This window comes from Corynebacterium sp. HMSC30G07, assembly GCF_001806945.1.
Classification (GTDB): Bacteria; Actinomycetota; Actinomycetes; order Mycobacteriales; family Mycobacteriaceae; genus Corynebacterium; species Corynebacterium riegelii.
In genome coordinates this window covers 124611-149560 of record NZ_KV786449.1, presented here as the reverse complement: position 1 = coordinate 149560, position 24950 = coordinate 124611, and the positions used below count along the sequence as shown (strand labels likewise).

Sequence of the window (24950 nt, the reverse complement as noted above, 5' to 3'; positions counted from 1 at the left end):
TGCAGCATGTCTCGCGCATGCGGGCCATGAGGCAAGGCAAATGTAAACAACGTGGCTGCGAAGGTCGTAGCCACATGGAAGTCCAGGAGGACAACAAGTGGCAAAGGCAAAGTTCGAGCGTACGAAGCCGCACGTCAACATTGGCACCATCGGTCACGTCGACCACGGCAAGACCACCACCACGGCTGCCATCACCACCGTGCTGGCTCAGGAGTACCCGGAGGAGAACAAGGCGTTCGACTACTCCGCAATTGACAAGGCTCCGGAGGAGCGCGAGCGCGGTATTACCATCAACATCTCCCACGTGGAGTACAACACCCCGAAGCGCCACTACGCTCACGTGGACGCCCCGGGCCACGCCGACTACATCAAGAACATGATCACCGGCGCTGCTCAGATGGACGGCGCAATCCTCGTGGTTGCAGCTACCGACGGCCCGATGCCGCAGACCCGCGAGCACGTGCTGCTGGCTCGCCAGGTTGGCGTTCCGTACATCCTCGTTGCACTGAACAAGTGCGACATGGTCGATGATGAGGAAATCATCGAGCTGGTTGAGATGGAAGTTCGTGAGCTGCTGGCTGAGCAGGAGTACGACGAGGATGCACCGATCATCCACATCTCCGCTCTGAAGGCTCTCGAGGGCGAGAAGAAGTGGGTTGACTCCATCCTGGAGCTCATGCAGGCATGTGACGACTCCATTCCGGACCCGGAGCGCGAGACCGACAAGCCGTTCCTGATGCCGATCGAGGACATCTTCACCATTTCCGGCCGCGGTACCGTGGTTACCGGTCGTGTGGAGCGTGGCGTGCTCAACCTCAACGACGAGGTCGAGATCATCGGTATCCGCGAGAAGTCCCAGAAGACCACCGTTACCTCCATCGAGATGTTCAACAAGCTTCTCGACACCGCTGAGGCTGGCGACAACGCAGCTCTGCTGCTCCGTGGTCTGAAGCGTGAGGACGTTGAGCGCGGCCAGGTCATCATCAAGCCGGGCGCTTACACCCCGCACACCAAGTTCGAGGGCTCCGTCTACGTTCTGTCCAAGGACGAGGGCGGCCGCCACACCCCGTTCTTCGACAACTACCGTCCGCAGTTCTACTTCCGTACCACTGACGTGACCGGCGTTGTGAAGCTGCCGGAGGGCACCGAGATGGTTATGCCGGGCGACAACGTTGAGATGACCGTTGAGCTCATCCAGCCGGTTGCTATGGACGAGGGCCTGCGCTTCGCTATCCGCGAGGGCTCCCGCACCGTCGGCGCTGGCCGTGTTACCAAGATCCTCGGCTAATTCCAGCCACCAGGGTCTAACTGGGTAACCCAGTAACGCCTTAAAGGCCGCCACTCCCACACGGGAGGGCGGCCTTTTTGCATGCCCGGATACATGTGCAGGTGTTTGGGGGTAGGTGTTTGGGCAGCTATGGCCAGGATCGGGGAGCCTGTGCTGTCCGGTTCGGTCCGGTCCTGTCCTGTCCGGTCCCAACAGATATGCAGGGGAAGAAATGCAGGTCTGCAGGTAGCGGCCATTTTTCATTAAGGCCGGTCTTATTGAAAAAACGCTCTGAGCTGGGAACCTGCATATCTTCCCCTGCATATCTGTGTTCCAGCGCTGTTCGCAGGCCGTTCGTCCTGCTTACGCAAACGCGATCAGCGTGAGGAGGCCGCGTACTGGTGCACGAACTCGCGGCCTCAACTTGTGCCAGATCAGATGGGACGGGCTCGGCTACAATGCTCGCGTGCACGAAACTGACCCAACCCGCATCCCTAAACTCATAGCGAGGCTCCAAGATGCGTGGGAAGGCCAACCAGACCTCACACTCCCGGCTTTTCTAGGTGTGTTGCAGAACCGTGGACTGTCCTGGGGCTCCACCGAGGACGAGCTGCTGGCAATCCTGGATGAGGTTGCAAGAGAACACCCATCCCTGCTGACAGCGCCACTGGAACGCACTGTGTGCATCGCTACGACAGCGCCACAGCTCACCATCACACTGACAAGCACCACGGCGATAGTGCGAAACGCTGCAGACCCGAAACGGATGCCCGGGGTGTGGCGCTATGACGCCTTCCGGCCAACAGGGCCGGGCCGGCCACTGGTGGTGCGGGATACAGAAGGCGTAGAGCACCGGCTGGGCGTCGTTGAAATGATCACCGGGTTGCCACCGAAAGACGCCGACATGCTCGATGGCCTGCGGCGTGTGGACGTCGGCTCGGAACGCTGGCTCCTGCAATGTGAGGACGGCTCTAGGGTGATCCTCGGGCAGCGGATCTGGTTATGGACTGTGCAGGGGAGACAATCGCTGCTTGAAATGATCGCGTGGGACCAGCTGCTGGCTTGTACGCCGGGCGCTGAGATAGTTGTAGCCCCAGCCGGCGGCGGGAGGCCGCGCAAACTGGGGCTACTGAAAGAGGCGTATCTGTTGGAGGCCTAAACGCTGGTAGCGGCTACGCTGCGACGCGGTCCAGCTGCAGCTTCCACACCGTGTCAATTTCCATCGTGTGGTTGGCTACGCGGAAATCCTCGTTAGCGCTTTCAATGGCGCTGATCGCCTCACCCAGGTCATAGGAAGGGTTAGCGATGACGGTAAAGGTAGCGGTTGGGCGTTTGCCCACCATTGCAACCTTGCACGACGCACGCGATACGGACGGGGATTGCGTAATCGCCGTACAGGCCGCCTCGGCAACGCGCTGGACATTGATCACCGTGTCGCCGTGTGCCGGGTCCGCTGCCGCGATCTCCCTGTTGGAGAACGCGCGGCTGCGGATGTTGGCCAGGATTAGCCACAGGCCGACGAAAAACAGGACGATCGCCGCGATAATCAGCGCGGTGTTGTACCAGCCGTAGTAGGGCACCTCCGAAATCGATGCCCGGTTGAACTGGTTAATCCAATCACTGACGTAGGGGATGTCCCAGTACAGCGCCACCGGCACAAAGCCAGCAACAATAAGCAGCAGTCCGAAGAGGAAGACTACGAGGCGGTCGAAGAAGGAAAGTCCCTTAGTCATCGCTGTACCTCCTGTTCAGTAGTAGCGGTCTCCGGCGCAGGTGCCGGCTGGTTCACCTTCACTGCCACCGCAGGCGGCGCCTGCAGACGGCTGAACTCACCATTAAGCAGGCTGGTCACACGCTCCTGGGTTGAGCCAGTGCCGTCATCATCAACCTCAACCGTCAGCTTCTTACGGTTCGCCTTCGAGCGGACCGTAGTGCTGCCGGTCTCAGCGCGGGCTGCGTTGGTTGCCTTGCGGGCAATATCCACGGGACGTACCCAAATAGAAGCGGGGGAGTCCACGCGCACATGGGTACGAGCCCTCGGGATGAAGGCGGTGATGACAAACCAAAGCCCGACAAGGGCGATGATGATGCCGAGGGTGACCACCTTTGCGTCGATAAGCGAGGAAGCCATCGTGTTAAATACCGGCAACAACCAAGAGGTAAACGGCTGGTCCTGGGCGTAGAACCAAAGCTCCCGAACCAACACGCCGGAAAGCGCAATCAGGAGCACGCCAAGCACAACAGTGATCCAACGGACAGCCGGATTCGCACGCGGCTCAGCGCCAGGGTGCGGACCAAGCGGGCGGTTTGGCGCTTCCGTGTGGTCCTTAACGGGTGCGGTCATAATACTTCTCCACCGGTCGAATCGTGATTTGCTTCAACGGCTGCGGCATCGGGGCCTCAGGGCGCTTCACAGGTCTCGGCGAGGGCACCCCAACCGGACGCAAGTGCGGCGCCGCGGGAGCGCTTACCGGCACAACAGAGCTCCGGTTGATGTACACCTCTTTGAGCGCGCGCCGCGGCGGCACCGTAGCGCCCTTGACCGGGCGCGGGTACGGAGCGTGTACGGACGCAGCCTGCGGAACGAAACGCTGCACTTCAGCAAGCTGGCGCGGCTGAGGAGTCTCAGGCGAAAACGTCTCAAGCGGCGGTGGCACGACAACGTCGGTGAGCTGCAGCGGCGGTGCGTCAAAGCCTGTGGTGCGAACCTCAGGTGGCGCAGGAACCGTCACTTCGCGCAGTTCATCCAGCTGTGAGTCAACCTCAATCGGCGAAAGCGCGATCGGGTCCTTCGTTACCGGGGAGGTGACCGGCGAAGGGGATATGCGGATACCAACCGGCTCAGCCGATGCATTGTGGCTAGCCACATCATCCCAAGTCACACGGTGGCCGTCCGTCTCAGTTTGCACATTGGCCACGTGCACCTGAACGCGGGAAACATCCAGCCCACACAGGGAACGGATGTGGGCGATGATGGTGGCCCGCACCGCGTCCGTAATAGCCGCAACTGGGGCAGGGTAGGTGGTGGCAATCTCGGCCTCTACCGCAGCAATTGCTGAGGCGCGGTCCAAGTGCACATTCACCCGCGGGTACTTGCGCCCCGCAAGGCCAGCTAGCTGGGCGTCGAGGCTGAGTACACCGGGAACAGTGAGCACGGCCTGCTCTGCTACGTGCTCAACTGCCTTCTCGCTGATGTGGTAAAACGTGCCGTCCATTAGCTTTGGCCCTTGCCGGAGGTCTTGCTCACGGCGCGGGCCAAGTCCAGCCGGCCATCAAGCTGAGCGCCGATTACGCCACCGATGACGGTGAACAGCAGCAGCCAAATCAGGCCGAACACACCGCCAAAGGTGACGAAAAACGCAACGATCAGGCCGATGATGATGCCCAGCACCGTCTTGTTTTCGAAGATATTCATGGGGAACACCAAATCTTCCAGATTGTCTTCCAGTTAGTGTGACGCGCGGACAGCATCCGCCACCACAACGTCTACAAAACCGAGAGAAGTAGCCTGAAGTACCGCTTCACGAACGTCGGTTGCAACAGCCTGCACTTCGCGCTCAGAGCCAACGTCAAACACAACGTGGACCTCAAGGCCAAGTTCGGTGCCGTGCTCTCCGCCGTTATCGCCGCCACGCTCAACGCTGCGCCGAGAGTTACGAAGCCCCTCGATGCGTTCACCGGGAAGCAGAATTGCCACTTCGCCGAAGCGGCCTGCGTGGAGGCCGGCAACGCCGGAGACTGCAAGTGCTGCGGTACGGGCTGCCTCCGCGGTTTCTCGGGTTACGGAGGTCTGCGCCATAACTACTGGCCCAGTGCCGGGTTAGCAGCCTGGTAGTTCACGTTCTCGTCGTACTGCTCGGACAAAGCGGTCTCCTGCTCCGGCAGGTTCACGTCATGCACAGTCACATCAACGCGGTCCACAATCAGGCCCGTCATGCGGGTAATGGCAACGGTGATGTTCTCGCGGATAGCGTTAGCCAGCTCGTGGATAGCAACGCCGTACTCAGCGATGATGGCAACCGCAACGCTGACGTGTCCCTGGTCCACCGCAACGTTTACGCCCTGCTGGACGTTGGTGGAGGAGGTGAAGGACTCACGCACAGCACCCCACATACGTGCAGCGCCACCGCCGAGGTTGTGCACACCGGAAACTTCGCGAGCTGCGATGCCGGCGATCTTGCCCACCACGTTGTCATCAATAACGGTGGTGCCGTGATCGGTCTCCAGGTTCTCGTTGCGCGGGCGGACCTGCTCCGTCTCTACTGCCTTGGAATTTGCAGTGGAATCAGTGGTAGACGGGGTGTTCGGGGTCTTCGGGGTGTTGTTGTCAGCCATGATGATCCTTTCATTGGATTGGTGTACCTGCTCAACCCTACCCGTTTAGCCCCGCTGGGCGCTGGGCTCATGCATAATGTGGGTCCATGACGCAGGACATTCGCAAGACGCTTATCAGCGCATACTTCGGTGAATTTGGTGGACAGTATGTACCGGATTCGTTGTACCCGGTCTTAGATGAGTTGGAGCAGGCGTTTGTTGATGCTCGGCATGATGAGGAGTTTCTCGCCGAGCTTGCAGAGCTGCAGGCTAAGTACCTGGGGCGCCCAACCCCGGTCTATGAGTGCCTGAACTTGCCACGCTCCAAGAAAACGGGCAAGAAGCTTGAAAACGTCCGTCTGTTTTTGAAGCGTGAAGACTTGGCGCACGGCGGTGCGCACAAGGCTAACCAGGTGTTGGCGCAGGCGCTGATTGCAAAGCGTTTGGGTAAGCGTCGCCTGATTGCAGAGACCGGTGCAGGCCAGCACGGTACCGCTACCGCTATGGTGGCTGCGCTTCTGGGCATGGAGTGCGTTATTTATATGGGTGCGCAGGATGTTGCGCGCCAGCAGCCGAATGTTCGCCGTATGCGCCTGATGGGTGCGAAGGTCTCGCCGGTGACCAATGAGGACGGCGGCTCCATGTCGAATGCGATTGACGTGGCGCTGGGGGACTGGCTGGAGAACCTTTCCACGACGCACTACGTGCTGGGTTCCGCCTGCGGCCCGCACCCGTTCCCCACGTTGGTCAAGGAGTTTCAGGCTGTGATCTCGCGCGAGTCGCGTGAGCAGATGCTGGCTGAGACTGGTCGTTTGCCGGATGCTGTCATCGCTGCCGTTGGTGGCGGCTCCAATGCCATCGGTGCATTCGCGCAGTACTTGGAGGATCAGCCGGGCAATGACAAGGTGCGTCTGATTGGTGTTGAGCCTTCGGGGGAGGGCCTGGACACTAACAAGCATGGCGCGCCGTTGGCTCACGGCAAGATCGGCTTTCTCCACGGTTCTCGGTCCTATGTGGTTACTGACCAGGATGGTGAGTTGATGGATGAGTCCCACTCGGTGTCTGCCGGCCTGGATTACCCGGGCGTTGGTCCGCAGCACGCGTATCTGAAGCAGACGGGCCGCGCGGAGTATGTGGTGGCATCCGATGTGGAGGCGTTGCAGGCGTTTCGTATCCTCTCGCGTCATGAGGGCATCATTCCTGCCCTTGAGTCCTCCCACGCGTTGGCGCACGCGCTGCGCATGGCGGAGGAGGCGGAAGAGACTGGTGAGGAGCTGAACCTCTTGGTCAACCTTTCCGGCCGTGGTGACAAGGATATGGACTACGTGTTCAACATCCTGGGGGACCAGATTTTTGAGGACCCGTATGAGTCGCCCGTGGCGGACATCAAGGTCACCGAGGTGCTCGCGGAGATGACGTCCGCTTCCAACGAGCGGGAGGCCGGTAACGCGGTTTCGCACCACTAGGGAGCTTTTGCTTATCGACGCACCCCCGTCCCAACATTCTCACGCGCGACGGGGGTTTGCGCTTTTGTGGCCTTTGTGTTTAAATACTCGGGTTGCTTTGACATGGCTCGTTGTAAAAGGCGAGCGATGGTGAGGTAACCATGACACCTTCACCGGGAAGGGGCCATGGCAAATAAACAGCGGCAGTACGCGAAGAGTCACGCACCCTTCCGAGTCTGACACCCACGTCATATATGTGCCTTATGTAGGTATGTAGGCGCGGGGAAAGCACTGGAGACGTACGCGAGCAGTTTGTTGCACGCCCGTCCCAACTTTCTGAAGTGTCATGACAGTCAATTACAAGACACTGGCGTTGAGCCAAGGGCCCAGCCCGGACAACGTTATAGAGAAACTAGAAGCTACAACCCCACCGCTTCGCTCTCGTTTCACTTCGTTCAACTTCGAGCGAAGCGAGAGTTGAACGTGGGGATGCGAGGAAGAGGTAAGCGTGGCGGGACAGAAGATCCGCATCAGGCTCAAGGCCTACGATCACGAGGCGATCGACGCATCCGCGAAGAAGATCGTTGAGACGGTCACCCGCACGGGTGCCCGCGTCGTGGGGCCGGTGCCGTTGCCCACTGAAAAGAACGTGTACGCCGTCATTCGTTCTCCGCACAAGTACAAGGATTCTCGCGAGCACTTCGAGATGCGCACCCACAAGCGCCTCATCGATATTCTCGATCCGACGCCGAAGACCGTCGACGCGCTCATGCGCATTGACCTTCCGGCCAGCGTTGACGTGAACATCCAGTAAGCAGGAGAACTGAAATGTCTGACAACCAGATGAAGGGCATTCTGGGCAAGAAGATCGGCATGACCCAGATCTTCGACGAGGACAACCGTGTTATCCCGGTTACCGTCGTCGAGGCTGGTCCGTGCGTGGTCACCCAGATCCGCACCCCCGAAATCGATGGCTACTCTGCCATCCAGATCGCTTATGGCGATATTGACCCCCGTAAGACCAAGAAGCCGCAGGCTGGTCACTTCAAGAAGGCCGGTGTGAACCCGCGCCGCCACGTCGTGGAGATCCGTATGGATGACACCTCCGCGTACGAGGTTGGCCAGGAGTACAACGCCACCATCTTTGAGGGTGACACCTACGTTGACGTGGTCGGCACCACCAAGGGCAAGGGCTACGCTGGCGCCATGAAGCGCCACGGCTTTGCTGGCCAGGGTGCTTCGCACGGTAACCAGGCTGCTCACCGTCGCGTGGGTGGCATCGGTGCATGTGCTACCCCGGGTCGCGTGTTCAAGGGCACGCGTATGGCTGGCCGCATGGGCGGTAACCGCGTTACCACCCAGAACCTGAAGATCCAACGCATCGACGGCGACAACAACCTGATCCTGGTCAAGGGCGCAATCCCGGGTGCCAAGGGCAGCATTGTTACCGTCAAGACCGCAGTGAAGGGCGGTGCTCACGCATGACGAACCTGACGCTTGACGTCCACACCGCTGATGGTAAGACCAACGGCTCCGTTGAGCTTCCGGCAGAGTTTTTTGACCGCGAGGCATCTATTCCCCTGATGCACCAGGTTGTAATTGCACAGCTGGCTGCAGCACGTCAGGGTACGCACGCAACGAAGACCCGTGGCATGGTTTCCGGTGGCGGCAAGAAGCCGTTCCGCCAGAAGGGCACCGGCCGTGCACGCCAGGGCTCGACCCGTGCTCCGCACTTCACCGGTGGTGGCACCGTCCACGGTCCGCAGCCGCGTTCCTACGCGCAGCGGACCCCGAAGAAGATGATCAAGGCCGCTCTCGCAGGTGCGCTGACGGATCGTGCTCGCAACGAGCGCATCCACGTGGTGGAGGATCTGGTCCCTGGCCAGAACCCGTCCACCAAGTCTGCACGTGCTTTCCTTGAGCGCCTGACCGACCGTAAGTCCGTTCTGCTGGTCCTGGGCAGCGACGATGTGAATTCCCGCCTTTCCGCAAGGAACCTGCCGGGCGTGCACGTTATCGCTCCGTCCATGCTGAACACCTACGACGTCCTGAATGCAGATGACGTTGTGTTCTCGGTCGAAGCACTGCACACCTTCATCAACCGCGGCAACGTCGTGGCTGCACCTGCCGGCGCGGCAGCGACGGCTGAGGAGGAGAAGTAAATGGCTAAGGTTGCGAATCCGCGCGACATCATCATCGCACCGGTCCTCTCTGAGAAGACCTACGCGCTGATGGAGCAGAACACGTACACGTTCTTCGTGAACCCGTCTGCAAACAAGACCCAGATCAAGATTGCCGTGGAAGAGATCTTCGGCGTTGACGTTGCTTCGGTGAACACCGCCAACCGTGAGGGCAAGCGCAAGCGCTCCCGCACCGGCTTTGGCAAGCGTAAGGACACCAAGCGCGCCTACGTCACTCTCCGCGAGGGCAGCGACTCCATCGACATCTTCGGCGGTGCGACGGCCTAAGGCCATCGCTCTGATGAAGAGACGATAGAAAAGGACAAACTATGGCTATTCGTAAGTACAAGCCGACAACCCCGGGTCGCCGCAACAGCTCCGTTTCCGAGTTCGAGGAGATTACCCGCTCCACGCCGGAGAAGTCCCTGCTGCGCCCGCTCCCGAAGAAGGGTGGCCGCAACACGCACGGCCACATCACTACCCGTCACCGCGGCGGCGGCCACAAGCGTCGCTACCGCGTGATTGACTTCCGTCGCTCTGACAAGGACGGCGTGCTGGCAAAGGTTGCTCACATTGAGTACGACCCGAACCGCACCGCAAACATTGCACTGCTGCACTACTACGACGGCGAGAAGCGCTACATCATCGCGCCGAAGGGCCTGAAGCAGGGCACCGTTGTGGAGTCCGGTCCGAACGCCGACATCAAGGTTGGCAACAACCTGCCGCTGCGCAACATCCCGACCGGTACGACCATCCACGCTGTGGAGCTCAAGCCGGGCGCTGGTGCAAAGCTGGCTCGTTCCGCAGGTACGTCCATCCAGCTGCTGGGTAAGGAAGGCAACTACGCAGTGCTGCGTATGCCGTCTTCTGAGATCCGCCGCGTGGACATCCGTTGCCGCGCAACCGTTGGTGAGGTTGGCAACGCTGACCAGATCAACATCCGCTGGGGTAAGGCCGGCCGTATGCGCTGGAAGGGCTGGCGCCCGACCGTGCGTGGTGTGGTTATGAACCCGGTTGATCACCCGCACGGTGGTGGTGAAGGTAAGACCTCTGGTGGTCGCCACCCGGTGAGCCCGTGGGGCCAGAAGGAAGGCCGCACCCGCAACCCGAACCGTTACTCGAACAACATGATTGTGCGCCGCCGTCGCACCAAGAAGAAGCGCTAAGAGGAGGTAAGACAACATGCCACGTAGCCTGAAGAAGGGCCCGTTCGTCGATGAGCACCTCCTCAACAAGGTGGACGCTCAGAACGAGGCCGGCACCAAGCAGGTCATCAAGACCTGGTCTCGCCGCTCAACCATTCTCCCTGACTTCATCGGTCACACTTTCGCCGTCCACGACGGTCGTAAGCACGTTCCGGTGTTCGTCGACGAGTCCATGGTTGGTCACAAGCTCGGCGAGTTTGCACCCACCAAGACCTTTAAGGGTCACGTCAAGGAAACGAAGGGACGTCGATAAGCAATGGCTGACACCATCACCACTGCATCCGCGACGGCCAAGTTCGTGCGCACTTCCCCGATGAAGGCCCGCCGCGTGCTGGCTCTCGTCCGCGGTAAGTCTGTTGCTGAGGCTCTCGCGATCCTGAAGTACGCGCCGCAGGAAGCCGCTAAGCCGGTTGCCAAGGTCGTCGCTTCTGCTGCGGCCAACGCCGAGAACAACTTCGGCTTGGATCCGCGCACCCTGGTTATCGCAGAGTGCTACGCAAATGAGGGTCCGACCATGCGTCGTTACCAGCCGCGTGCACAGGGCCGCGCTTTCCAGATCCGTAAGCGCACCTCTCACATCACTGTTGTCGTCGAGTCCAAGGAAGAGGCGAACTAATGGGTCAGAAAATCCACCCCCACGGCCTACGCCTGGGCATCACTTCCGATTGGAAGTCCCACTGGTACGCCGACAAGAACTACGCCGACTACGTCGCTGAGGACATCAAGATCCGCGAGTTCTTCCAGAACAACCTGGAGCGCGCAGGCATCTCCGATGTTGTCATCGAGCGCACCCGTGACCGCGTTCGCGTGGACATTCACACCGCCCGCCCGGGCATCGTGATTGGCCGCCGCGGCGCTGAGGCTGACCGCATCCGCCGCGAGCTGGAGAAGCTCACCGGCAAGATGGTTGCGCTGAACATCCTCGAGGTCAAGAACGTCGACGCTGACGCGACCCTGGTCGCACAGTCCATCGCAGAGCAGCTTGTCAACCGTGTGGCATTCCGCCGCGCGATGCGCAAGGCTATCCAGTCTGCGATGCGCAACCCGCAGGTCAAGGGCATCAAGGTTCTGTGCTCTGGCCGTCTGGGCGGCGCCGAAATGTCCCGTGTTGAGCGCTACCACGAGGGCCGTGTGCCGCTGCACACCCTTCGTGCGGAGATTGACTACGGCACGGCTGAAGCACACACCACCTTTGGCGTCATTGGCGTCAAGGTGTGGATCTACAAGGGCGATGTCGTAGGTGGCGTTCGCGAGTCCGAGCTCAATGCGCCGAGCAATGAGCGTCGTGGCCGTGGCGACCGCGATCGTCGTCCGCGCCGCGGTGGCCAGCGCCGCCAGCAGCGCGCCGAGCAGAAGCAGGAGGGCTAAGCATGCTTATTCCTAAGCGCGTGAAGTACCGCCGTCAGCACCGCCCGACCCGTTCCGGCGTGTCCAAGGGCGGCAACAAGATCAACTTTGGTGACTATGGCCTCCAGGCTCTTGAGCCGGCTTACGTTACCAACCGCCAGATCGAGTCGGCTCGTATCGCTATCAACCGCCACGTCAAGCGTGGTGGCAAGGTCTGGATCAACATCTTCCCGGACCGTCCGCTGACCCAGAAGCCGCTCGGCGTGCGTATGGGTTCCGGTAAGGGCCCGGTTGAGAAGTGGGTGGCCAACGTTAAGCCTGGCCGCATCCTTTTCGAGATGTCCTACCCGAACGAGGAGACTGCAATGGAAGCTCTGCGCCGCGCTGGTGCGAAGCTGCCGTGCAAGACTCGCGTGATTAAGAAGGAGGACCAGTTCTAATGGCTGCCGGTACCCCCGCATCCGAATTCCGCGAGCTCAACGATGATGAGCTGCGTACCCGCCTGACCGAGGCAAAGGAAGAGCTGTTCAACCTGCGCTTCCAGCTTGCCACTGGCCAGCTGACCAACAACCGCCGCATCTCCACGGTGAAGCGCGACATTGCTCGCATCTACACGGTGCTGCGCGAGCGTGAGCTCGGCCTGTCCGTTGTACCCGAGTCTGCAGGAGCTGAGGCATAACCATGACTGAGGCAAACGTGACTGAGAAGAACACCGGCAAGGGCCCGAAGCACACCGAGGCTAAGCCGAAGGAGAAGGGCCTGCAGAAGCGCCGCCGCGGCTACGTCGTGTCCGACAAGATGGACAAGACGATCGTGGTCGAGGTTGAGGACCGTAAGTCCCACGCTCTGTACGGCAAGATTGTGCGTACCACCAAGCGTGTGAAGGCTCACGATGAGAACAACACCGCCGGCGTCGGCGATCTCGTTCGCATCGAGGAGACCCGCCCGCTGTCCAAGGACAAGCACTTCCGTCTCATTGAGATCATTGAGAAGGCTCGCTAGTTCTAGCTAGTTACTAGCGCCAAAGGCCGCACCCCCGTTTCCCGGGTGGTGCGGCTTTTGCATTTTGCTTATCGACGCCTAACGTGCCCCAACCTTCTGTACCCTAGCGGGCATGTCTACCGGAAAATTTTGTGTAACCATTGCCCACGCTAAGAACGACACGGATCTGGCCACCGTTGGCTTCGTCGTAGCCAACGCTGCCGTCGGCTCCGCCCAGGACACCATGGTGTTCCTCTCCTCTGAGGGCGCCTACCTGGCTGTTGAGGGCTACGCTGACGACATCCACGAGGAAGGCTTCGCCCCGCTCAAGGAGCTCATTGCAAACTTCATCGCCGCTGGCGGTGCCCTCTACGTGTGCGCACCGTGCATTAAGAAGCGCGGCTACACGGAAGACCAGCTGATCGAGGGCGCGCAGATCGTCGGCGGCGCGAAGCTCGTCGAGTTCCTGGCGGACGGCACGCCGAGCGTGTCCTACTAGGCATAACAACGTGGCAGAAGCAACTCACCCGTACGCGCCCCACACCAGTTTTGATGGGGGAGACCTTGACTGCGGCAATGGCCTGCTGCTGCTGATCCGTCAGCACATCGACCCGCTGGATCCGGGCCAGCTGCTGGAGATCATCTCCTACGAGCCGACTGTCCCGGATGATCTTCCTTCTTGGTGCCGGCTTACCGGCAATGAGCTGGTGAACATGATCGAGGAGACGGATCAAGGCCGCTGGCGTTTCCTAGTGTGTAAAGGCGCGTTCGCAGGGGCTGACACGCCTTCGGCTGACCCATCGGAGCCCGAGAGTGCGCCACAACCAGTGGCGAAGAAGCGCGGCGCAAAGCAGCGCAAGCGCCCACAGATGCCCGTGACCCAGGAAGTGGTCACCCCCACGGTGCCAACGGATTTCCCGGCGCCTGCGTCGGCGCCGCAGATTGCGCCGCTTTCGGTAATGACCATGGGGTCGTGGCCGCGTAAGCCGTGGCTGCTCGAAGCGGTGCACGAGAATTTGGCTGGCCGGATGCCGGAAGATCAGTTCCAGGCCACCGCCGATGATGCGGTGGAGCTCGTGTTGGCCGCCCAGCAGCGTGCCGGCGTGGATGTGGTTACTGACGGTGAGATGCGCCGCGACAACTACTCCAGCTTCGTTGCAGGAAGGCTGCAGAACTGCCAGCTCATTCCTATTACGGACCTGCTGCCGTACGTGGATGATCCGGAGGAGTTTGAGCGCGAGCTGCGCGCGTTGGACGTTCCTGCCGGAGATGTCCGCCACCCCGCGGTCTTCGGCCTGCTTGGGCGCGATAAGCCGCTGGTGGCTCATGAGGTCCGCTTCCTGCAGTCCCTGACGGACGCGCCGGTGAAGGTGTGTCTGCCTGGGCCGTATCTTTTGACCCGCACGATGTGGATGGAGTGCGTCTCTGACCGGGCGTATGAAAGCCGTGAGGAAATGGCCGTCGACATTGTGCGTGTGCTGCGCGAGGAACTCCATGAGCTGTATTCGCTGGGCACCGCGATGATCCAGATTGATGAGCCGGTGCTGACTGAGGTGGTCTACGGCCGTCACGACGGTGGTGGGCGCACCTTCATGTGCGGCGCACTCGATGAGCTGTCCGGCAGTGTGGACGAGGAGCTCGCGTTTGCGCAGTCGCTGCTTGAGCAGCTGACGGCAGGTTTCGACCCGCAGCGGCTTGCTCTGCATGTGTGCCGCGGCAACTGGACCACGGATGAATCGGCCGCACTCGAAGGCGACTACGCACCGTTTGTAGACCTGTTTGCTGCACTGAATGTGGGCACGCTCTCCTTGGAGCTGGCCACTCCACGTGCCGGCAGCTTGGATGCGCTGAGCGGGATTCGCGAGGACCAGCGGGTCTGCGTCGGCGTGCTCAACCAAAAGCAGCAGGCACTTGAGCCGACGGAGGACGTGGTGGCCCGCATTGCCGCTGCGGTTGAGGCCTTTGGCACAGACCGCGTGCTGCTGAGTACTGACTGCGGGTTTGCAACCTTTGCGGACAACCCGATCGTGGCAGATCGCCTTGCGCAGCAGCAGCTGGCGCAGATCGTCCAAGCGCGCGACACCTACCTGCAGCAGGTGGGGGATACGCAGTAGTGGAGCTTATGGAAGAGCCGCCCGAGTCGCAGCACTACTGGGATGCGGAAGACATCGCCTGCGGTGATGTACTCGTGCGGCTTTTCCTGCTTTTTCGGGACCAGATGGAGGTCGGCGACGTGCTCCACCTGCGCTCTATCAACGAGGCTATTCATATTGACCTCTACGCCTGGTGTGGGCTGACCGGTAACAAGCTGCTCTATACGGACCCGCCTCATTACTACCTGCGTAAAGCGGAGTAACTAAGAAAGTTCAGCAACTGTTCACCTGGACTTCCCCGATTGGTTAGGTAGCGGAAATAACGTTTGCAGCGTTTGTGACCGCTAGCAAAACATTGCTACCAACGTTTCCCGGGGAGTACATCCATGTCTTTGAAGGGTAAGAACCTTTTCCATTCCAAGCGTTCCAGCCTGACCTGCACCTACAAGTGCGGCAACGCCTGTGCTGGTGAATGCACCAACGAATCCGATAACCCGTATTTCGGCGACATCATGTCGCGTCGTGGCGTGCTGAAGGCCTTCGGTGCTTCCACCGTGGCGTTTGGCGGCACCGCTGTGTTGGTTGCCTGTGGCGCTGAAGGCGATGCGGGTACCGAAACCCAGGCTGCAACCCCTACTTCCAACGCTGATGCTGCAGCTGCTGTGATCACCCCGGTTGCTGGCATGCGCTTTGAAAGCGTTGCGCCGAACGAGAAGGACGAGGTTGTTGTCCCGGCTGGCTACGCCACCTCCGTGCTGATTGCGTGGGGCGACCCGGTATACGAGGACGCGCCGGAGTTTGACCCGAACAACCAGACCGCTGCAGCCGCTGCCCGCCAGTTCGGCTTCAACAATGACTTTGCTGGCCTGATGGAGCACCCGACGGACAAAAACCGCATGGTGTACGTCTGCTCGCACGAGTACTCCACGGAGCCGCAGATGCTGCCGAACTACGATCCGGAGAACCCGACGGATGAGGAAATCAACATCGGTATTGTCAGCCACGGTCACACCATCCTGGAGGTCTCGCGCGACGAGAAGACCGGTGAGCTGACCCGCGAGTTCGGCCCGCTGAACCGCCGCATCACCGGGGAGACGGAGTTCAAGATTGTCGGCCCGGCTGCTGGCCACGACCTGCTGAAGACCTCCGTGGACCCGACTGGCACCAAGGTGTTCGGCACCTTCAACAACTGCGCCGGTGGCGTGACCCCGTGGGGCACCTTCCTGTCTGGTGAGGAGAACATTGACCAGTACTGGGCAAACGCGAAGGCGGTGACGGGGGATCGCCCGGCGGCTGATGTGAAGCGCTTTGGTGTGCCGGAGGAGGCGTCGGAACGCAAGTGGGAGCGCCTGCACGACCGCTTTGACCTGGCGAAGGAGCCGAACGAGTTCAACCGCTTCGGCTACCTGGTGGAGATCAACCCCTATGATCCGGAGTCCATTCCGGTGAAGCACACGGCTTTGGGACGCTTCAAGCACGAAGCCGGCAACATCCACGTCACCGAGGATGGCACCGTGGTGTGCTACTCCGGCGATGACGCTCGTTTTGAGTACATCTACAAGTTCGTTTCCTCCAAGAAGATCAAGGAGGGCGATGTTGCGCACAACATGACCATCCTGGATGAGGGCACGCTCTACGTTGCCAACCTGGAGGGCAACTCCCCGCAAGGCGAGATCACCGGCGATGGTGACCTTCCTGAGGATGGCGAGTTTGACGGCACCGGCACGTGGATCCCGCTTTTGACCGCGCACGCGGACGGCACCGCTGAGTCCCACGTTGAGGGCTTCACCGGTGAGGAGGTTGCCATCTACACCCGCCTTGCTGCGGATGAGGTTGGCGCAACCAAGATGGACCGCCCGGAGGACTTCGAGGTTAACCCGGTTACCGGCAAGGTGTACCTGGCGCTGACCAACAACAAGTACCGCGGCGCCACCGGTGAGAATGAGAAGAAGAGCAAGGAAGACGTCACCGAGTACGCACCGATCCGCGAGAACAAGAACGGCCTGGTCATGGAGCTTGTAGATGACCACGCTGGCACTGACTTCTCCTGGAACCTCCTGCTGGTCTGTGGTGACCCGGAGGCGGCGTCGACCTACTTCAGCGGTTTCCCGAAGGAGCAGGTTTCCCCGATCTCTTGCCCGGACAACATCGCCTTTGACTCCCATGGCAACCTGTGGATCTCTACCGACGGCAACGCGTTGGGCTCCAACGATGGCCTCTACGCCATTGGCCTGGAGGGTGAGAACCGTGGCCAGACCAAGTGCTTCCTCACGGTCCCGTATGCAGCTGAGACCTGTGGCCCGATTGTGACGGACCAGCTGGTGCTGGTGAACGTGCAGCACCCGGGTGAGGAAGATGACGCTACCTTTGAAAACCCAGCTTCTCACTGGCCGGATGGTGGCACGTCTGTTCCGCGCCCGGCTGTGGCGCAGGTGTTCCGCCCGGACGGCCAAATGATTGGTATGGAAAAGGCCTAACATCACGGGCCGTAAGGCTCACGGCGAACGTTCAGCAACCCCGCAGGAGATCTAGAGAGGTCCGCTGTGGGGTTTGCGGCTTTTTGCCTTTAAAATTTTGAACTATGTGTGGAATCGTTGGGTATGTCGGCGCTGCGAACAACAGTGAACGCGACGCAAAAACTGTCATTATTGAGGGCCTTCGCAGGCTGGAGTACCGTGGCTACGACTCAGCTGGTGTCGCCGTAGCAACAGGTGGGCGCATTGAATGCCGCAAGAAGGCTGGCAAGGTTGCTGACTTGGAGGCAGCGATTGCTGCCGCACCCCTTGACGCTTCCCACCTAGGTATTGGGCACACTCGTTGGGCTACGCACGGCGGCCCGACCGACGCGAATGCACACCCGCATGTGGTTGGCAATGGTGCGCTGGCGGTGGTGCACAACGGCATCATCGAGAACTTCGCGCAGCTGAAAGCGGAGCTTGCAGAAAAGGGCTACACCTTTGTCTCTGACACGGACACCGAGGTTGCTGGCACGCTGCTGCTGGAGATCTACAACACCGAGGCAAACGGGGACCTTACGCGTGCGATGCAGCTGACCGCGCAGCGCCTGGAGGGTGCGTTTACCCTGCTGGCTATCCACGCGGATCACCCGGACCGTATTGTGGCGGCGCGCTGGAACTCCCCGCTGGTGATCGGCGTGGGCGAGGGCGAGAACTTCTTGAGCTCTGACGTGTCGGGCTTCATCGAATTCACCCGCGACGCGGTGGAGATGGACAACGGCCAGATTGTCACGCTGACTGCTGATGGTTATGAGATCACTGACTTTGAGGGTGCGGTGGCTCAAGGCAAACCGTTCCGCGTGGAATGGGACATCACCGCCGCTGAGAAGGGTGGCTACAACTCCTTTATGGAAAAGGAGATCCACGATCAGCCGGCGGCGATCCGTGACACGCTCTATGGGCGTTTCAATGAGGACGGCCAGCTGACGTTGGATGAGCTGCGCATTGATGAGTCGCTGTTGCGCTCTATTAACAAGATCATCATCGTGGCGTGCGGTACCGCGGCGTATGCCGGGCAGGTGGCGCGCTATGCCATTGAGCACTGGTGCCGCATCCCTACGGAGGTGGAGCTGGCGCATGAGTTCCGCTACCGCGACCCGATTGTGAATGAGCAGACGCTGGTGGTTGCCGTGTCCCAATCGGGTGAGACCATGGACACGCTGATGGCGGTGCGCCACGCCCGTGAACAGGGTGCGAAGGTCATTGCGATCTGTAACACGGTGGGTGCTTCCATTCCGAGGGAGTCGGACGCGGTGCTCTACACCTACGCTGGCCCGGAGATCGCCGTGGCGTCTACCAAGGCGTTTATCTCCCAGATTGTGGCTGCCTACCTGCTTGCGCTGTACCTGGCGCAGGTGCGTGGCAATAAGTACGCCGATGAGATCCGCCAGATCATTGATCATCTGGAGGAGATGCCGGAGAAGCTGCAGAACGTGCTGGACAATGAGGACCAGGTCAAGCAGCTGGGCAAGGAGTTAGCGCAGTCCAAGTCGGTGCTGTTCCTGGGCCGCCACGTGGGCTTCCCCGTGGCGCTGGAGGGTGCGCTGAAGCTGAAAGAGGTTGCGTACCTGCACTCTGAGGGCTTTGCTGCGGGCGAGCTGAAGCACGGTCCGATCGCGCTGGTGGAGGAAGGGCAGCCGGTGTTTATCATCGTGCCGTCCAAGGGGTCGCGTCATAACCTGCACGCCAAGGTGGTCTCCAACATCCAGGAGGTCCGCGCGCGTGGTGCGGTGACCATTGTGATTGCAGAAGATGGCGATGAGGACGTGGTGCAGTTTGCTAACCACGTGATCCGCATCCCTGAGTCGGCTGGGCTGTTGCAGCCGCTTCTGGCTACGGTGCCGCTGCAGATATTCGCGTGTGCTGTGGCGGAAGCTCGCGGTTTGAATGTGGATCAGCCGCGTAATCTGGCGAAGTCTGTGACTGTTGAGTAGCGCCTCGATAGCACTCGGAAAATAGGGGTTGTATTTGCTAATCTAACTCCGTGAAAAATCGGAGAGTAACCCTCGGCGCTGCTGTGGTGGCAGCGTTTACAGCTTTGACACTCGCGGCGTGCGGCGGTGGCGCTGCCTCTGTTCCTGATACAGACACAGTGGTGCTTGCGCCGAAGGACGTGGTGGCCAAGGTTTCGGCTGCCGCGGACATTGGTTCGCAGGAGGTGGTGGCGCTGACCACCACGCTGACCGGGCCGGTGACCGAGGTGGATGTGCGCATTGGCCAGCCGGTACAGGAGGGCCAGATTGTGGCGCGGGTGGACACGTCTGGTGCGCAGCGTCAGTTGGATGCGCAGCGTGCGCAGCAGATGTCGTCGGACGTCGCAACGCAAAATGAGCTCCAGCGGGCTCAGCAGCAACTCTCCCAACAACAGGACGCGCTGAACCGGGGGCTCAATGGCCGGATCACTCAGGCTGAGGCGGCGCAGCGTGAGGCGCAGCTGCGTTACGACGACACGTTGGCCACCTTCAACCACCAAAAACAGCTCCACGAAGCCGGTTTGACACCGGAGGCCGTGCAGCAGGCAAACGCGGTGGACACCGCGCGCAGGAACGTGACGCTTGCGGGCCTGGATTCCGTGCGCGCGAATGCGGCGAACTTTATCGCTGCCTTTACGCAGCAAGTTGATGGGATTAGCCCGGTGGTGGGGATTTTGGAGTCTGACCAGCGCTACACGGGCGCGCAGCGCGATCTGGATGCGGCGCAGAAGGCCTACGATGCCTCGCTGCTGGGTGTGAACGCGGACTTGGAAGCGAAGCAGCGTGCAGTGGCTCAGGCGTTTCAGGCGAAAAACGACGCGGACATTGCGCTTGAGGTCACCCGCCTTGCGGTGCAGCAGGAAATCGATGCGAGCACGGCGACTGTGGACCAGGCGCAGCGGAGCCTGAACGCCTCGCAGGCTGCCGCGGAGGTTGGCCAAAGCCAGCTGCGTGTGGATATTGCCTCCGGTGAGGTGCGTTCCCCAATCAACGGCGTGGTCACCGAGGTGCTTGCGCAGCGCGGCCAGCCGTCCTCGGGACATTTGGCTACGGTTGCGGACCCGAACCGGTTGATCCTGACCGCGAACGTCAACGAGGTTGACTCCGGCAAGGTGCAGGTGGGCAACGAGGTCACCTTCACCACCCCGAGTAGCGGTTTGAAGCAGTACAAGGGCAAGGTTGTAGATGTCTCCTCGGTGGCAGCACCCGCACCCGGCGGGGCAGAGGGCGCTGGCCAGGCGCCCGCGCGCCCGGAGTTCCCCGTGACCATCGAAGTCACCGGCGATACTGAGGGCCTGCGCATCGGCGGCACCGCCAAAGTCCAGATCACCACGGGTACCTCGAAGGCGGCGCTGACTGTGCCGCGTGAAGCCATCATTGATAAGGATGGCACCTACTCCGTACTCGTGCTTCGGCCTATCGACGGCAGCGACACCGAATTCGAAGTCGCCACCGCCGACGTCACGCTTGGCCTTGTCACCGACCTGGAAGCCGAAGTACGTGGCCTTGAAGAAGGCACCCGCGTAATCAAGACGCCGGGGGAGTACCGCGATCGCATTGGCCAGCGCGTAACGGTGGGTCCGGCGCTGGACGCGCCGGAGGAGGCGCCTGCGGAGACTGCGGAGGAGACGCCTGCGGAGACTGCAGTGGAGACTGCGGAGACGTCGGTGGAGGGGGCGCCGGAGGCGTCGACAAGCGAGAGCCCCAAAGGCGAATAAGTGAACCTGCGTGAAGCGATCCGGCTGGCCGCGACCAGCCTGCGAGCCAACAAACTGCGCTCCGTGCTCACCCTGCTCGGCGTGATCATCGGCATCGCCGCCGTCGTGGCCATCATGAGCCTGGGCAAAGGCATGCAGCAGCAGCTCCAAAGCGATTTTGAGCAGTTTGGTCTTAATGACGTCAACGTCCAAGTCAAAACCCGCCACTCCGAGTCTGACCCCTGGATGTACGAGGACGTCCCCGACGCCTCCCTGATCACACCAGACATGGTGGAGCAGCTGCGCGGATTCATCGGGCCGAAGGTGCAAGGTATTGCCCTGGAAGCGGGCGGCGAATCCGCTCGCGTGACGCGCGGGCTGAACGAGGGCACCGCCACCGTGGATTTTGTCAACGCCGATTACATTGAGATCCAACGCCACACGATTACCGCCGGCCGTATCTTTACCGAGGACGACATTGTTGGCGACCGCGCTGTGGCCGTGATCTCGCCCGAGGTAGTAGACACGTACTTCAACGGGGACCCGGCCTCTGCCATCGGTGCGAGCCTGGACCTTGACGTGTCGGGACGCTTCGCATCCTTCCAAGTAGTTGGCGCTTACGGGCGTGCTGAGACCTCCTCGCCGCTGGTAGGCACCTTTGAAGAGGCGTCCATCTACGTGCCATACACCGCACAATCCCGCCTGAGTGCGAACCCGACCCAGGGCTTCCGCATGCTGCAGATTCGCACGCTTTCGCCTGATTTGACTGCAGATGTTGCCAGCGACGTCAACACCTGGGCCGAGCAGGCCTACGCGGATGATGCGGACTACGTGGCGAAGGTGCTAGACACCAAGTCTGAAATCGACCAAGTGAACCAAACCATGGCCATGATCAGTCTGGTTATCTCCGCCATTGGCGGGATCTCGCTGCTGGTTGGTGGCATCGGAGTGATGAACATCATGCTGGTGTCTGTCACGGAACGCACCCGCGAAATTGGCGTGCGCATGGCGTTGGGGGCGACGCGCCGGGCGGTGCGCACCCAGTTTGTTATTGAGGCGATGATGATCTGCCTGCTCGGCGGTGCCTTGGGCGTGCTGCTTGGTGCGGCGCTTGGCATGGCGGGGACGGCCGCCATGGGGTCGGTGGCGCTGCCGCCGGTGGGCGCGGTTGTGATCGCGCTGCTGTTCTCGCTGGGGATCGGCCTGTTCTTCGGGTGGTACCCGGCCAACAGGGCGGCGCGCATGAAGCCGATTGAGGCGCTGCGCTACGAGTAGGACGCTGGTTGGGCGCTGGTTTTGTGGCGTTGGTTGGGATAGTCCTTTCCCGCACCCTCGCGCTTTTAGTGACTAGATGCTCGGTCAGAGCGCTACAAATCCAAAACTCAAGCCTCTGACCGAGCATCTACTCACAAAAATGTCGAGCCTTGGCTGACAGGCTATCGGCAGGGGCTGAGAAGGGAAGCAGCGAAACTACAGCAAGCCGGCGAGGCGGCGCAGCTGGTGGAAGTGGTTGACCGGGCCGTGGCCCTGTCCCACGTTGAGCTCATCGGCATGCGCGATGGCTTCGTGGAGCCAGTCGGATGCCCACGCCAAGGCCTCAGCGGGGGTGGGGTCGATGGCAACGCGGGTGGCAAACGCCGAGGACAGCGAGCAGCCGGTGCCGTGGGTGTTCTTCGTGTTCACCCGGGTGACCTCGGTAACCGTGGCGTCACCGTCTGGCGTGACCAGCGCGTTGGAGGCCATATCCCCAGTGAGGTGGCCGCCCTTAACCACGACGGTGACGTTGGCGTCGGCTGCAAAGCCGCGGCCCTGCTCGATGGCCTCCTCAAACGTCTGGGCAGGCTCCTTGCCCGTGAGCACAGCCAACTCCGGGATGTTCGGGGTGACAAAGCTGGCGTGGTCGCGCACGAATTGGCGTAGTGCTTCCTCGGCGTCCGCAGTAAGCAGGCGGTCGCCTGAGGTTGCCACCATCACGGGGTCTACCACCACGATGTCTACGCGGTTGTCCTTGAGGAAGGAGGAGACGGTGTGGGTCGTTGTGGCGTCGCCAAGCATGCCGATCTTGAGGGCATCAACCGTAACATCATCGAATACCGCGGCAAGCTGCGCGCGCAGGAACTCCTGGGGCGGGGTGTGGATCTCGCGCACACCTTGGGTGTTCTGTGCGACCAGCGAGGTGACCACGCACATGCCGTAGCCGCCGGCGGCCGCGATGGACTTCAAATCCGCCTGGATGCCAGCGCCGCCAGTGGGGTCGGTGCCGGCGATGGAGAGAACGTTGGGGGTTTTGGTTGTCATGGTTTCCTTTCGCATTGTTATTTCTAACGTACGCGCGAAAGCGTGTGAATTCTGTGGTCCCGACACGTTGTTTCTGTTGAAACTCCCCTGTTAGAACTGAGCTCTAGACCAAAAACGGGAAGAGCAACCCTAAAAAGACCACCGTAAGGAGACCGAGTAGGGTGCCGCCGATTGTGACGACCGCAATATCTTTATAGCCCTGACGATGCGTAATGCCACAAACCAGAAGCATGGTAATGATTGCGCCGTTATGGGGGAGCGAGTCGAAGGAAACCGATGCCATGGCGATTACGCGGTGGAGTAGGTCAGGGCTAGTCCCACTGACCTGGGCGAGCTGATAGAGCTGATCGCCGAACGCTTCCAGTGTGATTGAGATGCCTCCGGATCCGGACCCGGTGATGCCCGCAATGCCTGCGGCAGCGATTATCCCGACGATGATTGGGTTTTCACTAACGCCGAAGAGTCCGTCACGGATTACTGCGAATACAGCAAGAGAAGCAATGACAGCACCGTATCCGACCTCAGAGGCGGTGGTGAAGGATGGAAGCACCGCGTTGGTCGCGCCATCCGTCAACGTCCCCAAGTATTCCTTTGCTTTTGATGGGCGTAGTGCGAAAATGAGGAGGCCCGCGACGAAAAGCCCTAAGGTAACGGACCATACACCGATGACGGATTGCAGCGAAGTTCCGCCGAAACGGTCCTCTGCCAGGTAGGACGTGTCAAGGCGTGGGCCAATTACGTAGACAAACAAGAAGTTGATTCCGATAACTAGCGCGATAGGCAGCAGGGCAATGAGGCCACGTTTGGTTAGAGATCCCGTGCGCTCTGAAGCTTTCTCAAGAACTGTGGAGATGGTTGGACCTTCGCCGGAAATTTGAGTGACTTTGTTGTCTTTAGCCTCTACCGCATCTGCAATCTCAACTTCCGGTCCCAGTTTCTTGGCGCGGTAGGTAAGCCAGGCGACGCCGAATCCGAATACGACGGTGCTACCGATGAAGCCGAGGAGGGATGCTGCGAAAGTGGTGGTTTCGAAGTAGCGGGTGGGGATTACGTTGAGGATCTGCGGAGATCCTGGCATAGCAGTAGCGGCGAAGGTGCCGGCGCCTAGGGCGACTGCTGCCGGCATGAGGCGGAATGAAACCCCAGCTTCGCGGAATAGAGCTCTGGCGATAGGTGCGACTGTAAATACCACGACCCACACCGACACACCGCCGTAGGTTAGTAGTGCGGTTACTAGGGTGACTACCGCGAGCACGTTTGGCTTCTTGAAGAGCTTGGGGATCCACTGCGCAATGTCCGTTGCGTAGCCACTCACAGTCATGAGTCGGCCAAAAATGGCTCCTGCCAAGAAAAGGGGGAAGAGATTGGTGATGAATCTGCCCACTGCAGGCATGAAAACTTGAGTGTAGGAGGCCAATAGGGGCTCTCCGGAAAAAATGAGCGCTATGAGGGCAGCAAGGGGAGCCATTGCGATGACTGAATGTCCTCGGTAGGCCATGCCAATGAGGAATACAAGCGACACAATGATGCCGATGAAAGGCAGGAGCATATGATACTTCCTTCAAGCCGTTGTGACATTAACCACTGTGGCATGAGGGTAGTGATCTGCGCCCTAATGGAATATTGCCTTGAGG

The 24950-nt window shown here is 60.6% G+C and carries 28 protein-coding genes and 1 pseudogene; 21 read left to right on the top strand and 8 right to left on the bottom strand.

The window, feature by feature from the left end; all coding sequences use genetic code 11:
• Positions 1–97: 97 nt before the first annotated feature.
• Together tuf and HMPREF3104_RS02155 are read left to right on the top strand one after the other, a co-directional pair.
• The gene (gene tuf / locus HMPREF3104_RS02160) at positions 98–1288 is read left to right on the top strand and encodes an elongation factor Tu (RefSeq protein WP_070493837.1); all 1191 of its coding nucleotides are present in this window, start codon (positions 98–100) and stop codon (positions 1286–1288) included.
• 445 nt (positions 1289–1733) lie between these two features.
• Positions 1734–2426 (top strand): hypothetical protein, encoded by a 693-nt coding sequence (locus HMPREF3104_RS02155; RefSeq protein ID WP_070493902.1) that lies wholly within the window; start codon positions 1734–1736, stop codon positions 2424–2426.
• A 13-nt stretch (positions 2427–2439) separates the two neighbouring features.
• Here the strand turns inward: HMPREF3104_RS02155 and HMPREF3104_RS02150 are convergent, their stop codons facing one another.
• The 6 genes from HMPREF3104_RS02150 to HMPREF3104_RS02125 are packed head-to-tail and all read right to left on the bottom strand — an operon-like array spanning position 2440 to position 5602.
• Complete coding sequence (locus HMPREF3104_RS02150; RefSeq protein WP_052205406.1) at positions 2440–3000, bottom strand: Asp23/Gls24 family envelope stress response protein; 561 nt, start codon at positions 2998–3000, stop codon at positions 2440–2442.
• Positions 2997–3611 (bottom strand): Asp23/Gls24 family envelope stress response protein, encoded by a 615-nt coding sequence (locus HMPREF3104_RS02145; RefSeq protein ID WP_052205405.1) that lies wholly within the window; start codon positions 3609–3611, stop codon positions 2997–2999. The genes HMPREF3104_RS02150 and HMPREF3104_RS02145 overlap by 4 nt, the downstream gene beginning before the upstream one ends.
• A complete protein-coding gene (locus HMPREF3104_RS02140) occupies positions 3595–4482 on the bottom strand; it encodes an Asp23/Gls24 family envelope stress response protein (RefSeq protein ID WP_052205404.1) in 888 nt (295 codons plus the stop codon). The genes HMPREF3104_RS02145 and HMPREF3104_RS02140 overlap by 17 nt, the downstream gene beginning before the upstream one ends.
• A complete protein-coding gene (locus tag HMPREF3104_RS02135) occupies positions 4482–4682 on the bottom strand; it encodes a hypothetical protein (RefSeq protein WP_052205403.1) in 201 nt (66 codons plus the stop codon). The genes HMPREF3104_RS02140 and HMPREF3104_RS02135 overlap by 1 nt, the downstream gene beginning before the upstream one ends.
• Before the next feature lie 33 nt (positions 4683–4715).
• Entirely contained in the window at positions 4716–5066 is a 351-nt protein-coding gene (locus HMPREF3104_RS02130; RefSeq protein WP_052205402.1) for a hypothetical protein, read from the bottom strand.
• Positions 5067–5068: 2 nt separating this feature from the next.
• Positions 5069–5602: an Asp23/Gls24 family envelope stress response protein gene (locus tag HMPREF3104_RS02125; protein ID WP_070493834.1), complete on the bottom strand. Its 534-nt coding sequence runs from the start codon at positions 5600–5602 to the stop codon at positions 5069–5071.
• Positions 5603–5688: 86 nt separating this feature from the next.
• On the opposite strand from HMPREF3104_RS02125, the gene trpB reads away from it, so the two are divergent.
• From trpB to HMPREF3104_RS02030, 19 genes are all read left to right on the top strand, one after another.
• The gene (gene trpB / locus HMPREF3104_RS02120) at positions 5689–7047 is read left to right on the top strand and encodes a tryptophan synthase subunit beta (RefSeq protein WP_070493831.1); all 1359 of its coding nucleotides are present in this window, start codon (positions 5689–5691) and stop codon (positions 7045–7047) included.
• Between the two features lie 487 nt (positions 7048–7534).
• Complete coding sequence (gene rpsJ / locus HMPREF3104_RS02115; RefSeq protein ID WP_003848085.1) at positions 7535–7840, top strand: 30S ribosomal protein S10; 306 nt, start codon at positions 7535–7537, stop codon at positions 7838–7840.
• Positions 7841–7854: 14 nt separating this feature from the next.
• Positions 7855–8511, top strand: coding sequence for a 50S ribosomal protein L3 (gene rplC, locus HMPREF3104_RS02110; RefSeq protein ID WP_052205399.1), 657 nt, complete (start codon positions 7855–7857; stop codon positions 8509–8511).
• Positions 8508–9188 carry a 50S ribosomal protein L4 gene (rplD, locus tag HMPREF3104_RS02105; protein WP_070493828.1) on the top strand — a complete coding sequence of 227 codons (681 nt, stop codon included), beginning with the start codon at positions 8508–8510 and terminating at the stop codon, positions 9186–9188. Before rplC ends, rplD begins: the two co-directional genes overlap by 4 nt.
• Complete coding sequence (gene rplW / locus HMPREF3104_RS02100; protein ID WP_052205397.1) at positions 9189–9494, top strand: 50S ribosomal protein L23; 306 nt, start codon at positions 9189–9191, stop codon at positions 9492–9494.
• Between the two features lie 41 nt (positions 9495–9535).
• Positions 9536–10372 (top strand): 50S ribosomal protein L2, encoded by an 837-nt coding sequence (gene rplB, locus HMPREF3104_RS02095; RefSeq protein WP_052205396.1) that lies wholly within the window; start codon positions 9536–9538, stop codon positions 10370–10372.
• A 16-nt stretch (positions 10373–10388) separates the two neighbouring features.
• Complete coding sequence (rpsS, locus tag HMPREF3104_RS02090; RefSeq protein WP_052205395.1) at positions 10389–10664, top strand: 30S ribosomal protein S19; 276 nt, start codon at positions 10389–10391, stop codon at positions 10662–10664.
• A 3-nt stretch (positions 10665–10667) separates the two neighbouring features.
• Complete coding sequence (gene rplV / locus HMPREF3104_RS02085; RefSeq protein ID WP_052205394.1) at positions 10668–11027, top strand: 50S ribosomal protein L22; 360 nt, start codon at positions 10668–10670, stop codon at positions 11025–11027.
• Positions 11027–11779 (top strand): 30S ribosomal protein S3, encoded by a 753-nt coding sequence (gene rpsC / locus HMPREF3104_RS02080; RefSeq protein ID WP_052205393.1) that lies wholly within the window; start codon positions 11027–11029, stop codon positions 11777–11779. The genes rplV and rpsC overlap by 1 nt, the downstream gene beginning before the upstream one ends.
• 2 nt (positions 11780–11781) lie before the next feature.
• The gene (gene rplP / locus HMPREF3104_RS02075; protein ID WP_052205392.1) at positions 11782–12198 is read left to right on the top strand and encodes a 50S ribosomal protein L16; all 417 of its coding nucleotides are present in this window, start codon (positions 11782–11784) and stop codon (positions 12196–12198) included.
• The gene (gene rpmC, locus HMPREF3104_RS02070) at positions 12198–12437 is read left to right on the top strand and encodes a 50S ribosomal protein L29 (protein ID WP_052205391.1); all 240 of its coding nucleotides are present in this window, start codon (positions 12198–12200) and stop codon (positions 12435–12437) included. The genes rplP and rpmC overlap by 1 nt, the downstream gene beginning before the upstream one ends.
• Before the next feature lie 2 nt (positions 12438–12439).
• Positions 12440–12760 carry a 30S ribosomal protein S17 gene (gene rpsQ, locus HMPREF3104_RS02065; protein ID WP_052205390.1) on the top strand — a complete coding sequence of 107 codons (321 nt, stop codon included), beginning with the start codon at positions 12440–12442 and terminating at the stop codon, positions 12758–12760.
• A gap of 112 nt (positions 12761–12872) precedes the next feature.
• Positions 12873–13238: a DsrE family protein gene (locus HMPREF3104_RS02060; RefSeq protein WP_070493825.1), complete on the top strand. Its 366-nt coding sequence runs from the start codon at positions 12873–12875 to the stop codon at positions 13236–13238.
• A 10-nt stretch (positions 13239–13248) separates the two neighbouring features.
• Positions 13249–14853, top strand: coding sequence for a sulfurtransferase TusA family protein (locus HMPREF3104_RS02055; RefSeq protein ID WP_070493822.1), 1605 nt, complete (start codon positions 13249–13251; stop codon positions 14851–14853).
• 8 nt (positions 14854–14861) lie between these two features.
• Positions 14862–15095 carry a sulfurtransferase TusA family protein gene (locus tag HMPREF3104_RS02050; protein WP_141738090.1) on the top strand — a complete coding sequence of 78 codons (234 nt, stop codon included), beginning with the start codon at positions 14862–14864 and terminating at the stop codon, positions 15093–15095.
• Between the two features lie 123 nt (positions 15096–15218).
• Positions 15219–17309: a PhoX family protein gene (locus HMPREF3104_RS02045; RefSeq protein WP_070493819.1), complete on the top strand. Its 2091-nt coding sequence runs from the start codon at positions 15219–15221 to the stop codon at positions 17307–17309.
• A 104-nt stretch (positions 17310–17413) separates the two neighbouring features.
• The gene (gene glmS, locus HMPREF3104_RS02040) at positions 17414–19282 is read left to right on the top strand and encodes a glutamine--fructose-6-phosphate transaminase (isomerizing) (protein WP_070493816.1); all 1869 of its coding nucleotides are present in this window, start codon (positions 17414–17416) and stop codon (positions 19280–19282) included.
• A 50-nt stretch (positions 19283–19332) separates the two neighbouring features.
• On the top strand, positions 19333–21039 hold the full coding sequence (locus HMPREF3104_RS02035; RefSeq protein ID WP_141738089.1) for an HlyD family efflux transporter periplasmic adaptor subunit: 1707 nt from the start codon (positions 19333–19335) through the stop codon (positions 21037–21039).
• A complete protein-coding gene (locus tag HMPREF3104_RS02030; protein WP_070493810.1) occupies positions 21040–22293 on the top strand; it encodes an ABC transporter permease in 1254 nt (417 codons plus the stop codon).
• A 210-nt stretch (positions 22294–22503) separates the two neighbouring features.
• Here HMPREF3104_RS02030 and thiD read toward each other — a convergent pair.
• Positions 22504–23331, bottom strand: a pseudogene (thiD, locus tag HMPREF3104_RS02025) (bifunctional hydroxymethylpyrimidine kinase/phosphomethylpyrimidine kinase); the annotation flags it as partial.
• 88 nt (positions 23332–23419) lie between these two features.
• Positions 23420–24865 carry a GntP family permease gene (locus HMPREF3104_RS02020; RefSeq protein WP_070493807.1) on the bottom strand — a complete coding sequence of 482 codons (1446 nt, stop codon included), beginning with the start codon at positions 24863–24865 and terminating at the stop codon, positions 23420–23422.
• Positions 24866–24950 lie beyond the last annotated feature (85 nt).

What these genes read in the sequence shown, in the direction of transcription:
- HMPREF3104_RS02020 (WP_070493807.1), bottom strand. Translation starts at nt 24,865, where the DNA reads ATGCTCCTGCCTTTCATCGGCATCATTGTGTCGCTTGTATTCCTCATT.
- rplV (WP_052205394.1), top strand. Translation starts at nt 10,668, where the DNA reads ATGGCTGACACCATCACCACTGCATCCGCGACGGCCAAGTTCGTGCGC.
- rplD (WP_070493828.1), top strand. Translation starts at nt 8,508, where the DNA reads ATGACGAACCTGACGCTTGACGTCCACACCGCTGATGGTAAGACCAAC.
- HMPREF3104_RS02145 (WP_052205405.1), bottom strand. Translation starts at nt 3,611, where the DNA reads ATGACCGCACCCGTTAAGGACCACACGGAAGCGCCAAACCGCCCGCTT.
- rpmC (WP_052205391.1), top strand. Translation starts at nt 12,198, where the DNA reads ATGGCTGCCGGTACCCCCGCATCCGAATTCCGCGAGCTCAACGATGAT.
- HMPREF3104_RS02130 (WP_052205402.1), bottom strand. Translation starts at nt 5,066, where the DNA reads ATGGCGCAGACCTCCGTAACCCGAGAAACCGCGGAGGCAGCCCGTACC.
- rpsC (WP_052205393.1), top strand. Translation starts at nt 11,027, where the DNA reads ATGGGTCAGAAAATCCACCCCCACGGCCTACGCCTGGGCATCACTTCC.
- rpsQ (WP_052205390.1), top strand. Translation starts at nt 12,440, where the DNA reads ATGACTGAGGCAAACGTGACTGAGAAGAACACCGGCAAGGGCCCGAAG.
- HMPREF3104_RS02125 (WP_070493834.1), bottom strand. Translation starts at nt 5,602, where the DNA reads ATGGCTGACAACAACACCCCGAAGACCCCGAACACCCCGTCTACCACT.
- HMPREF3104_RS02150 (WP_052205406.1), bottom strand. Translation starts at nt 3,000, where the DNA reads ATGACTAAGGGACTTTCCTTCTTCGACCGCCTCGTAGTCTTCCTCTTC.
- rpsS (WP_052205395.1), top strand. Translation starts at nt 10,389, where the DNA reads ATGCCACGTAGCCTGAAGAAGGGCCCGTTCGTCGATGAGCACCTCCTC.
- trpB (WP_070493831.1), top strand. Translation starts at nt 5,689, where the DNA reads ATGACGCAGGACATTCGCAAGACGCTTATCAGCGCATACTTCGGTGAA.
- HMPREF3104_RS02060 (WP_070493825.1), top strand. Translation starts at nt 12,873, where the DNA reads ATGTCTACCGGAAAATTTTGTGTAACCATTGCCCACGCTAAGAACGAC.
- glmS (WP_070493816.1), top strand. Translation starts at nt 17,414, where the DNA reads ATGTGTGGAATCGTTGGGTATGTCGGCGCTGCGAACAACAGTGAACGC.
- HMPREF3104_RS02045 (WP_070493819.1), top strand. Translation starts at nt 15,219, where the DNA reads ATGTCTTTGAAGGGTAAGAACCTTTTCCATTCCAAGCGTTCCAGCCTG.
- rplC (WP_052205399.1), top strand. Translation starts at nt 7,855, where the DNA reads ATGTCTGACAACCAGATGAAGGGCATTCTGGGCAAGAAGATCGGCATG.
- rplP (WP_052205392.1), top strand. Translation starts at nt 11,782, where the DNA reads ATGCTTATTCCTAAGCGCGTGAAGTACCGCCGTCAGCACCGCCCGACC.
- rplW (WP_052205397.1), top strand. Translation starts at nt 9,189, where the DNA reads ATGGCTAAGGTTGCGAATCCGCGCGACATCATCATCGCACCGGTCCTC.
- HMPREF3104_RS02050 (WP_141738090.1), top strand. Translation starts at nt 14,862, where the DNA reads ATGGAAGAGCCGCCCGAGTCGCAGCACTACTGGGATGCGGAAGACATC.
- HMPREF3104_RS02140 (WP_052205404.1), bottom strand. Translation starts at nt 4,482, where the DNA reads ATGGACGGCACGTTTTACCACATCAGCGAGAAGGCAGTTGAGCACGTA.
- HMPREF3104_RS02135 (WP_052205403.1), bottom strand. Translation starts at nt 4,682, where the DNA reads ATGAATATCTTCGAAAACAAGACGGTGCTGGGCATCATCATCGGCCTG.
- rplB (WP_052205396.1), top strand. Translation starts at nt 9,536, where the DNA reads ATGGCTATTCGTAAGTACAAGCCGACAACCCCGGGTCGCCGCAACAGC.